This is a genomic window from Pseudomonas sp. B424, assembly GCF_055408345.1.
In genome coordinates this window covers 132,070-141,036 of sequence record NZ_JBUZTL010000013.1, presented here as the reverse complement: position 1 = coordinate 141,036, position 8,967 = coordinate 132,070, and the positions used below count along the sequence as shown (strand labels likewise).

General features: G+C 57.2%; 8 protein-coding genes. 4 read left to right on the top strand and 4 right to left on the bottom strand.

Features of this window, described 5'->3' with window-relative positions:
* The first annotated feature begins 444 nt into the window (after positions 1–444).
* A complete protein-coding gene (gene rhtA / locus ACZRMS_RS16400) occupies positions 445–1,344 on the top strand; it encodes a threonine/homoserine exporter RhtA (protein ID WP_463996096.1) in 900 nt (299 codons plus the stop codon).
* Between the two features lie 152 nt (positions 1,345–1,496).
* Positions 1,497–1,778: a hypothetical protein gene (locus ACZRMS_RS16395; RefSeq protein ID WP_463996095.1), complete on the top strand. Its 282-nt coding sequence runs from the start codon at positions 1,497–1,499 to the stop codon at positions 1,776–1,778.
* Between the two features lie 46 nt (positions 1,779–1,824).
* Here the strand turns inward: ACZRMS_RS16395 and ACZRMS_RS16390 are convergent, their stop codons facing one another.
* A complete protein-coding gene (locus ACZRMS_RS16390) occupies positions 1,825–3,645 on the bottom strand; it encodes an aminopeptidase P family protein (protein ID WP_463996094.1) in 1,821 nt (606 codons plus the stop codon).
* 59 nt (positions 3,646–3,704) lie between these two features.
* A complete protein-coding gene (locus tag ACZRMS_RS16385) occupies positions 3,705–4,874 on the bottom strand; it encodes a cysteine desulfurase family protein (protein WP_463996093.1) in 1,170 nt (389 codons plus the stop codon).
* A 331-nt stretch (positions 4,875–5,205) separates the two neighbouring features.
* Here ACZRMS_RS16385 and ACZRMS_RS16380 point away from each other — a divergent pair, with 331 nt between their 5' ends.
* Positions 5,206–6,291, top strand: coding sequence for a sigma-54 interaction domain-containing protein (locus ACZRMS_RS16380; RefSeq protein ID WP_463996092.1), 1,086 nt, complete (start codon positions 5,206–5,208; stop codon positions 6,289–6,291).
* Between the two features lie 158 nt (positions 6,292–6,449).
* A complete protein-coding gene (locus tag ACZRMS_RS16375) occupies positions 6,450–7,229 on the top strand; it encodes a TSUP family transporter (RefSeq protein WP_463996091.1) in 780 nt (259 codons plus the stop codon).
* Here the strand turns inward: ACZRMS_RS16375 and nudC are convergent.
* Positions 7,197–8,027 carry an NAD(+) diphosphatase gene (gene nudC, locus ACZRMS_RS16370; protein ID WP_463996090.1) on the bottom strand — a complete coding sequence of 277 codons (831 nt, stop codon included), beginning with the start codon at positions 8,025–8,027 and terminating at the stop codon, positions 7,197–7,199. The two genes, ACZRMS_RS16375 and nudC, sit on opposite strands and share 33 nt — an antisense overlap.
* Positions 8,028–8,057: 30 nt before the next feature.
* The gene (locus tag ACZRMS_RS16365; protein ID WP_463996089.1) at positions 8,058–8,870 is read right to left on the bottom strand and encodes a crotonase/enoyl-CoA hydratase family protein; all 813 of its coding nucleotides are present in this window, start codon (positions 8,868–8,870) and stop codon (positions 8,058–8,060) included.
* Positions 8,871–8,967 lie beyond the last annotated feature (97 nt).

Genomic DNA, 8,967 nt, shown 5'->3' with positions numbered 1-8,967 from the left:
GAGCGGTTGGTTAGCTTTCGCTGAACCGAGGCGCGCATTCTACAGCAGCCTCTGTTGCTGTCAAGCGGTTATTTTAAGATGTTTTCAAAGTTTCCCCTGTAACATCAACCACTTGCGCTTTCGATCTCTCGTTAGCGGGAGGCGAATTCTACAGTGTTACACACTGCTGTCAACACCTCATTTCCTGCTTCGATGACTTGAAGCTGGCACTCTCGAAAACTGATCCAACTCATTGAAACTCAACGAGTTTTCCGTTTCTACTGTGCCGGAAGAGGCGCGAATTATAGGCCGTCAGAATTTTGAGTCAAGCATTAATCGAAACTATTGCAGAGTTAAGCTCTATAGATAGAAAGAAGCCATAAGGTGCGCACTATATTGCACATATGCTGTTTCTTGAGCATGATGCCAGACCTCCAGACTTCCACACCCCGGGCACACTCCTTAATGACCAAGCTCCCCCATAGCCTCATATCGACGCTATTCCCTGTAGGCCTGCTGCTTATAGCCATGGCCTCGATACAATCCGGCGCATCGCTGGCCAAAAGCATGTTCCCCATTGTTGGGGCCCAAGGTACAACCAGCCTTCGACTGGTATTCGCCAGCATCATCATGTTGTTGATACTGCGCCCCTGGAGAGCCAAGTTCACCGCAAAGTCCTTGAAGACTGTTCTGGTATACGGGATAGCCCTCGGGGGGATGAATTTCCTCTTCTATATGTCACTGCGCAGCGTTCCACTGGGCATTGCCGTCGCGCTTGAGTTCACGGGCCCTTTGGCGGTAGCCATTTATACCTCCCGCAGACCGATCGACTTCGCATGGATTGGCCTGGCCATCACGGGGCTGCTACTGCTGATACCCATAGGTGAAAGCACCCAGGGAATCGACCCCACAGGTGCTGCCTACGCACTAAGTGCCGGGGTCTGCTGGGCGCTGTACATTTTATATGGGCAGAGGGCCGGTGCTGACAACGGCGTTCAGACGGCGGCTTTAGGTGTGATCATCGCTGCGTTGTTTATCGCGCCTATCGGTGTTGTTCACGCCGGAGCCGCACTATTCACCCCCAGCCTGATCCCGATAGCAATTGCCGTAGCCCTAATGTCGACGGCCATACCCTATACGCTGGAGATGATTGCCCTTACGCGCATGCCCACTCGCACATTCGGCACTCTCATGAGCATAGAGCCAGCCTTCGGGGCGCTGTCGGGGCTGTTGTTCCTTAATGAGGTATTGTCATTTACACAATGGATGGCCATCTCCTGCATCATAATGGCTTCCATCGGTGCGACCTTGACGATGCGCAACCACTCAACGCCGGTGGTTACCGACAAAAAGTCACCTATTTGACACAGCTCTGGTAATTGACTCTCATTTAAGGGATGTTTGTCCCCTGAGAGTCAGCAGGGCTGATTTCGGATAAGGATATCCACTAGCACCATGGAGAGATGGTCGCCGATACCCGCATCCCGAAAATCCGACGCAAACGCTTAAGGACAGGAATGAAACGAATTTTGGTAGCTTTAGCCGTGCTCGCTGTAACCGGCTGCGCTGCAACCTCGGAAACCGCCGTCAAACATGGCAAGCGAGGCTTGCATATCAATTGCTCTGGATTGTCCTCATCGTGGAACAAGTGCTACGCCGAAGCCGCCAAGTCCTGTGGAAGCAAGGGCTACCGTGTGGTTGCCAAATCGGGTGATGCTACCGAAGAGCCCGGGGATTACCCGTTTGGCTTGAATCCTGCCGGCTATACCAGCCGCAGCATGATCGTCATCTGCAAGTAGCCACTTCATGGCATGCGGTCGGCCAGGCGACCGCATGCCATGGATATCAGGCTGCTATGGACAGTGGTGTCGTGCGCGCCAGCAACCACTCAAGTGCAGCACCTTCAAGCAGCGGACTCAAACGCTCGCGAACCTGCAGGTGATACTCATCAAACCATTCCAGCTCCTCATGCGTCAGCAATGAAGGCTCCAGGCAGCGCGTATCAATCGGGCACAGTGTCAGGGTTTCAAACTTCAGGAAGGTTCCGAACTCCGAAGTCCCCGCCTCACGATTCAATACCAGGTTCTCAATTCGTACCCCCCAGCGACCCGGACGATATGTCCCGGGCTCAATCGAGGTAATCATCCCCGGTTGCATAGCCGTGTGCGGTGCAGCCGCAGCTTGATAGGCAATAACCTGAGGCCCTTCATGCACATTCAGAAAATAACCGACGCCATGCCCTGTCCCATGCCCGTAGTCGACGCTCTCGGCCCAAATCGGCGCCCTTGCAATCGAGTCCAGCAGAGGTGACAGGATTCCTTTCGGGAATTGAGCCCTGGACAAGGCAATCACACCTTTAAGCACGCGGGTGCAGTCGTGTTTTTGCTCGCGGGTGGGCGTGCCGACAGGCACCATGCGCGTGATATCGGTTGTGCCCCTCAGGTACTGGCCACCGGAGTCGATCAACAGCAAGCCGTCGCCTTCAATCACTGCATGCTCTTGCTCGGTTGCATGATAATGAGGCATTGCGCCATTAGCATTGAAAGCGGCAATGGTATTAAAGCTCAGCGATACAAAGTCCGGGCGGCGGGCACGGGCAGCGGACAGTTGCTCGTCAATCGTCAGTTCGGTCACGACCTCACGCCCAAGGGCAACTTCCAGCCAAGCAAAGAACTCACAGAGGGCAGCGCCATCCTGCTCCATGGCCTGACGGATATGGAACGCGTCATCAAGGCTCTTTTGCGACTTGGCCAGGGTAGTCGGGTTCAAGCCTTCAACCAGCTTCACTTCAGGTTTCAGATGACTGAGCAGCCCGCAGGTCACTCGCGCAGGATCCACCAGCAAGCGGGTTGATGCCGGCAAAGACGCCAGCGCCGCATTGATCTCGGCGTAATCACGCAGGGCCACGCCCTCACGCTCAAGTATCCCGCGCAGTTCGTCACTGACTTTGCCCAGATCCAGAAACAGGGTGGCCTTGCCGCACTCGATCAGTGCAAACGAAACGAATACCGGGTTAAAGGAAACATCCGAACCACGCAGGTTAAACAACCAGGCGATGTCATCCAGAGTGGCAATGAAATGGGCGTCGGCCTTGCGATGCAGAAGTGTTTCGCGCAACTTCGCCAGTTTCTCCACCCGGCTGACTGTCGCTTGCGGCGGCAAGTGCTCATAAACCGGCTGCACCGGGAGCGCAGGGCGATCCTCCCAAACCTGGCTTAGCAGATCAATGTCGGTCCGCAAAACCGCACCGCGCTCCTTGAGTTTGCTTTCGAGTGTTCGTGCCGAACCCAGCGCGAGCACTGCGCCATCAACCGAAACCGTTGCACCTTCAGGCACCTGTTCAGCCAGCCACTCCAGAGGGCCGGGCTGGCCAGGCAGCAACTTGACCAGTTCAATGCTGCTGCCTTTAAGTTCCTTGGCGGCCTGTTCCCAGTAGCGGCTGTCAGCCCAGAGCCCGGCAAAGGTCGGCGTCACGATCAAGGTGCCGACAGAACCATGAAAGCCCGACAGCCATTGACGCCCCTGCCAGTACGCGGGCAAGTACTCCGAAAGATGGGGGTCGGCCGAAGGTACCAGCAACGCATGGATACCGCTCTGGCTCATCAACTCCCGGGTACGCGCCAAACGCTGTACAACCGATCCCGAATTCAACGACTGAGTACTCATTGTGTCTCCTGCGAACCACGGATAGTTATTATTCGTTGCCAATGATGATGGATCAGCGACTAAGGTTGGGCAACCGCCCAAAACGGTGCAGGCGCAGCGACAGCAGCCTTGATCGCTTTTACTGCAACATCTATATCCTGCTCGCGGGTGAAACGGCCAAGACTCAAGCGGATCGTACGGCTCGCCTTGCCAGCATCATGCCCCAGTGCCAGCAGCACATGGGACGGCGCATTGCTGGCCGAATTGCAGGCAGACGTCGCGGAGTACGCCAACACAGCACTCAACGCAGCGCTGTTGAAGTGACCCTCGCTGAAGGTCAGGCTCAAGGTATGGGGAATTCGATGCGTCGGACAACCATTGCACTGCAGCCCCGGCACATCGGCCAGTTGCTCAAGCAAACGCTGACGCAAGGCTTCTATATGCGCCAGTTCCAGATCAAATGATTCATTGGCCACCGCAAAGGCAGCGCCCATGCCTGCAATTTGATGAGTTGCCAGGGTCCCGGAACGCAGACCGGACTCATGGCCACCACCATGAATCTGCGCCTGCAGCCGGTCCTGTGCACGTGGCCCGACGTACAAGGCACCGATCCCCTTTGGACCATAGATCTTGTGCCCCGAGAACGACATCAGATCTACCGCCCACTCGCCCAGGTCGATGGCAAGCTTGCCCGCACCCTGCGCCGCATCAACGTGGAACAACGCACCGTGCTCCCGAACCCGACGGCCAATGCCCGGAATGTCATTGACCGTCCCGAGCTCATTGTTGACCAGCATCAGCGATACCAGCAGCGTGTCCTCACGCAGTGCATTTGCGACCTGTTCTGCGCTGACGAGCCCGTCGGTACCGGGTGCCAAATACGTCACTTCAAAACCTGACTGTTGCAAAAAGCGCGCGGTATCCAGCACGGCCTTGTGCTCGATCTGACTGGTGATGATATGCCCGCGGGACTGGCCGCTGGCCTGGGCCACACCTTTAAGCGCCAGGTTATTGGACTCGGTCGCGCCCGAGGTCCAGATAATCTGATCGGGGCTGGCATTGATCAACCGGGCTACCTGTTCACGGGCCAGCTCTACCGCGTGCCGGGCCTGCTGTCCGAACACATGGGAGCCCGAGGCCGGATTACCAAAGTTGCCTTCAAAGCCCAGGCAATCGACCATCACCTGAATAACACGAGCGTCCACAGGTGTGGTGGCCGCGTAATCGAAATAAAGAGGTCGCTTGTTCATTGTTCAAACTCACTGAGCGCGTTCCGGCAGCAGACAATGCTTGATACCGGAAGAGTGAAGCCGCGTGAAAATGCGGCCATTAGAAATAACTGATTGAGTCAGGTGAAAAAAGGTACACCCATTAGAAAAGTCGTAGGGGAATTCCCAAATTCAGACCTTCCACAAAGCAGACGCTTATAAAGCGCTAAAAACAGGTAATGGCGCAAGTCCTATATGCGATATCGATATATAAATATGGAATTAGGTTAGTTTACGGAATATCAAAATAACTTTATAAAGCTGCCTTCGGCTTTCCTTTTGTGGGCAGAGCCCCTGTCAAAAGGAGGCATCCATGCAGCTATTAACTTTACCTGCCACCCCGGCACTGGCCACGTCCATCCGGGCCACGGCTCAGGTATTTGAAGACCCTGCGTCCCAGGCCTTGCTGGCACACTTGCAGCAAATAGCACCCAGCGATGCCAGCGTGCTGATCATTGGCGAAACCGGCACTGGCAAAGAACTGGTCGCCCGACACATTCACCAGCTCAGCCACCGCCACCAGCGGCCATTCGTGGCCGTCAACTGCGGGGCATTTGCCGAGTCACTGGTCGAAGCCGAACTGTTTGGCCATGAAAAGGGAGCATTTACAGGCGCGCTGACGACAAAAGCCGGCTGGTTTGAGGAGGCCGATGGCGGCACGTTGTTTCTGGATGAAATTGGCGACTTGCCGCTGACCATCCAGGTGAAACTGCTGCGCGTATTGCAAGAGCAAGAGGTCGTGAGGCTCGGCTCACGCAAAAGTACACCGATAAACGTGCGCGTGCTGGCCGCCACCAACGTCAATCTGGAGCGGGCCATCGATGCAGGTCATTTCCGCGAGGATCTGTTTTACCGCCTGAATGTCGTCAGCCTCGCACTGCTCCCGCTGCGTGAACGCCCGGGGGATATTCTGCCGCTGGCCAGGCACTTCCTTAAAACCTACCGCCAACGGTTGCAACACGGCCCGACAGCACTGAGCGAGTGTGCCGAGCAGGTACTCATCCATCACCCCTGGCAGGGCAATATCCGAGAACTTGAGAACGTCGTGCATCACAGCCTGCTGCTGTGCCGCAATCAGACCATCACCGTGCAAGACCTGCGCTTGTCCCAGTCACGCAGCAGGCGCCAGGACTGCCTGACACAACAACCCGCGGCACACACCAGCCAGGATTTATTGCAACGCGCATTCAGACAGCTGTTCGAAGAAGAGCCCGGTACCCTGCATGAAACCGTTGAAGACGCCCTGCTACGCGCGGCGTATGAATTCTGTCATCAAAACCAGGTGCACACGGCCAAACTGCTGGGGCTGAGCCGCAACGTCACACGCACCCGCCTGATCAAACTCGGCGCACTTTTGGTCAACCCCCGCCAAACTGAAGCCGACGCCCTCGCCTATTGATAACCTTGCAATTGCCCGACGACCGTTATCGTCGGTTGGGCAACCCGCCGAACATTGATCAGGCACTAAAGGCCTATCGCCGCTGTTCACCGATACCGGTAAGATGACGCCCTTCCCGCGCGCCTGCGCTGTACGTCCTGCCGAATTAAGTCGATCCCATGCCTTTTGAACTCAGCGTAGATTTGACCACCCTCGCCATTCTGGCGGCCGTTGCCTTTGTTGCCGGCTTTATCGACGCCATTGCCGGCGGCGGCGGCTTGCTCACCACCCCTGCCCTGCTCACCGCAGGCTTGCCGCCACATCTGGTGCTGGGGACCAACAAGCTCAGCTCGACGTTTGGCGCAGCCACAGCGAGCCTGACCTTTTACCGACGCAAACTGTTCCACCCGCGCGAATGGAAGCTGGCCATTTTTGGCACCCTCGCAGGTAGTCTGATCGGCGCAACGGTTGCCCATTACATGCCCGCAGAATGGCTCAACAAAATGCTGCCGGTGATTGTCTTTGGCTGCGGGATCTACCTGCTGTTTGGCGGCACCCCCAAAACCCCCATCGACAACGACGCGCCGATCAAGAAGAAATGGCAACTGCCACAAGGTCTGGGCCTGGGTTTCTATGACGGCGTGGCCGGCCCGGGAACCGGTGCATTCTGGACCGTCAGCAGCATGCTGATGTATCCGATCGATCTGGTAAAAGCCAGTGGCGTGGCCCGCAGCATGAACTTCGTCAGCAACATTGCGGCACTGTCGGTGTTCATATTTTCCGGGCACGTGGACTGGGTAATCGGCCTGACCATGGGTTTTGCAGTCATGGTCGGTGCTTTCTTTGGCGCCCGCAGCGCAATCAGCGGCGGAGCCAAATTCATCCGCCCGGTATTTATCACCGTGGTACTGGGATTGACCGTGCGCCTAGCCTGGCAGCACTGGTTCGGCGCGGCCTAAACGCCTGGCCACATACAAGTCGATGAGATAGCGCGCAATCGAGCGCGACGCCGGCAACGGCGGTAGACGGTGCACATTGAACCACTGCGCATCTTCTATCTCGTCAGCCTGGGGCACGATTTCGCCCCCCGCGTATTCGGCATGAAAGCCCAGCATCATGGAGTGTGGAAACGGCCAGCATTGGCTGCCCACATACTGGATGTTCCTGACCTCCACCTGCACCTCTTCGCGCACTTCGCGAATCAGACAGTCCTCAGCCGACTCGCCCGGCTCGGCGAACCCCGCCAAAGTGCTGTAAACCCCCGGTACAAAGCGTGGCGAACGCGCCAGCAGCACTTCATCGCCCCGGGTAATCAGGACGATCATGCTCGGTGAAATACGCGGGTAACTGCGCAAGCCGCAAGCTGCGCAATACATCGCACGCTCCCTCGGGACCTGCGTCATGCCCTGCCCGCAACTGCCACAAAAACGATGCTCGCGAGCCCAGGTGCCGATTTGCGCGGCATAGCCCAGCACTTTGTACAGCGTGTGATCATCACCCAGCATGAATGCGCGCAGGCCCTGCCAGTGGCAACCCTCGACGTGCGCCGCCCGGTCCAGTTCCAGCAGGTACACCGGCTCGCCGTCCAGGTGACCGATGCCATGTTCGGCCAGCACCGACAGGTCTTGACGCTTGAGCCACTCCCGGGGAAACAGCGGGCCATTGCCGTCGATCAAAAACCCGTCAGGGCCGCGCGCCACGGCCCAGCCGCCAGGTAGATCTGTATCCAGTACTGCCGTGATCCAACGCGGTGTCATTAAAAGATCCTTGTTCAGGTTACAAAGACGTCAATCCAGAAACTCGGGTTTTTGCTTGGTCATATGCGCCGTCATCGCTACCCGCAAGTCGTTGGACTGAAGCATGGCCGCATTCCACGTCGCGACATAATCCAGGCCGTCATCCACGCGGTGGTCGCGCATATAGCCGATCATCTGCTTGGTCCCTGCGATGGCGATGGGGGATTTGCTGGCGATTTCGCGGGCGATTGCCATAACCCCGTCAAGCAAGGCCTGTTTATCACTGTAGACCCGGTTCACCAGGCCGATAGTGCGCGCCTCATCAGCGGCCACCATCCGGCCGGTATAGGCCAGCTCACGAAGCATGCCATCACCGATGATGCGCGGCAGACGTTGCAGTGTACCCACGTCGGCTGCCATGCCCATGTCGATTTCCTTGATCGAGAACTGCGCGTCCTCGGCGGCATAGCGCATGTCGCAGGCCGCGATCAGGTCGATCGCCCCGCCCAGGCAGTACCCCTGAATGGCCGCCAGTACCGGTTTGCTGCACTGATCGACGGCATTGAACGAGGCCTGCATCTGCAGGATTTTACGCCGCAGCAAGCGGGCATTGCGCCCCACATCCTTGCCCATCTCATTGGCCACCGAGGCCAGGAGCATCAGGTCGATACCGGCCGAAAAGTGCTTGCCAGCACCACTGAGCACCACGACCCGCACCGCATCGGTTTCGTCGATCCACTGGAAGATCTCGATGATCTCGGTCCAGAACACCGCGTTCATTGCATTGACCTTTTCAGGCCGGTTGATCTGGACGTGAGCGATGCTGTCTTTTAACTCAACCTGAAAAGCCTGGTAGTCGGACATAACCTGAATCCTTTGTGGGCGCCGTCGCCGGTCAATGAGCGGCGGACTATAACAAGCCTTGCAGGCCCCAGGCAGGCCGTGATTACGCCAAAATACG

What these genes read in the sequence shown, in the direction of transcription:
- ACZRMS_RS16375 (WP_463996091.1), top strand. Translation starts at nt 6,450, where the DNA reads ATGCCTTTTGAACTCAGCGTAGATTTGACCACCCTCGCCATTCTGGCG.
- ACZRMS_RS16365 (WP_463996089.1), bottom strand. Translation starts at nt 8,870, where the DNA reads ATGTCCGACTACCAGGCTTTTCAGGTTGAGTTAAAAGACAGCATCGCT.
- ACZRMS_RS16390 (WP_463996094.1), bottom strand. Translation starts at nt 3,645, where the DNA reads ATGAGTACTCAGTCGTTGAATTCGGGATCGGTTGTACAGCGTTTGGCG.
- rhtA (WP_463996096.1), top strand. Translation starts at nt 445, where the DNA reads ATGACCAAGCTCCCCCATAGCCTCATATCGACGCTATTCCCTGTAGGC.
- nudC (WP_463996090.1), bottom strand. Translation starts at nt 8,027, where the DNA reads ATGACACCGCGTTGGATCACGGCAGTACTGGATACAGATCTACCTGGC.
- ACZRMS_RS16395 (WP_463996095.1), top strand. Translation starts at nt 1,497, where the DNA reads ATGAAACGAATTTTGGTAGCTTTAGCCGTGCTCGCTGTAACCGGCTGC.
- ACZRMS_RS16385 (WP_463996093.1), bottom strand. Translation starts at nt 4,874, where the DNA reads ATGAACAAGCGACCTCTTTATTTCGATTACGCGGCCACCACACCTGTG.
- ACZRMS_RS16380 (WP_463996092.1), top strand. Translation starts at nt 5,206, where the DNA reads ATGCAGCTATTAACTTTACCTGCCACCCCGGCACTGGCCACGTCCATC.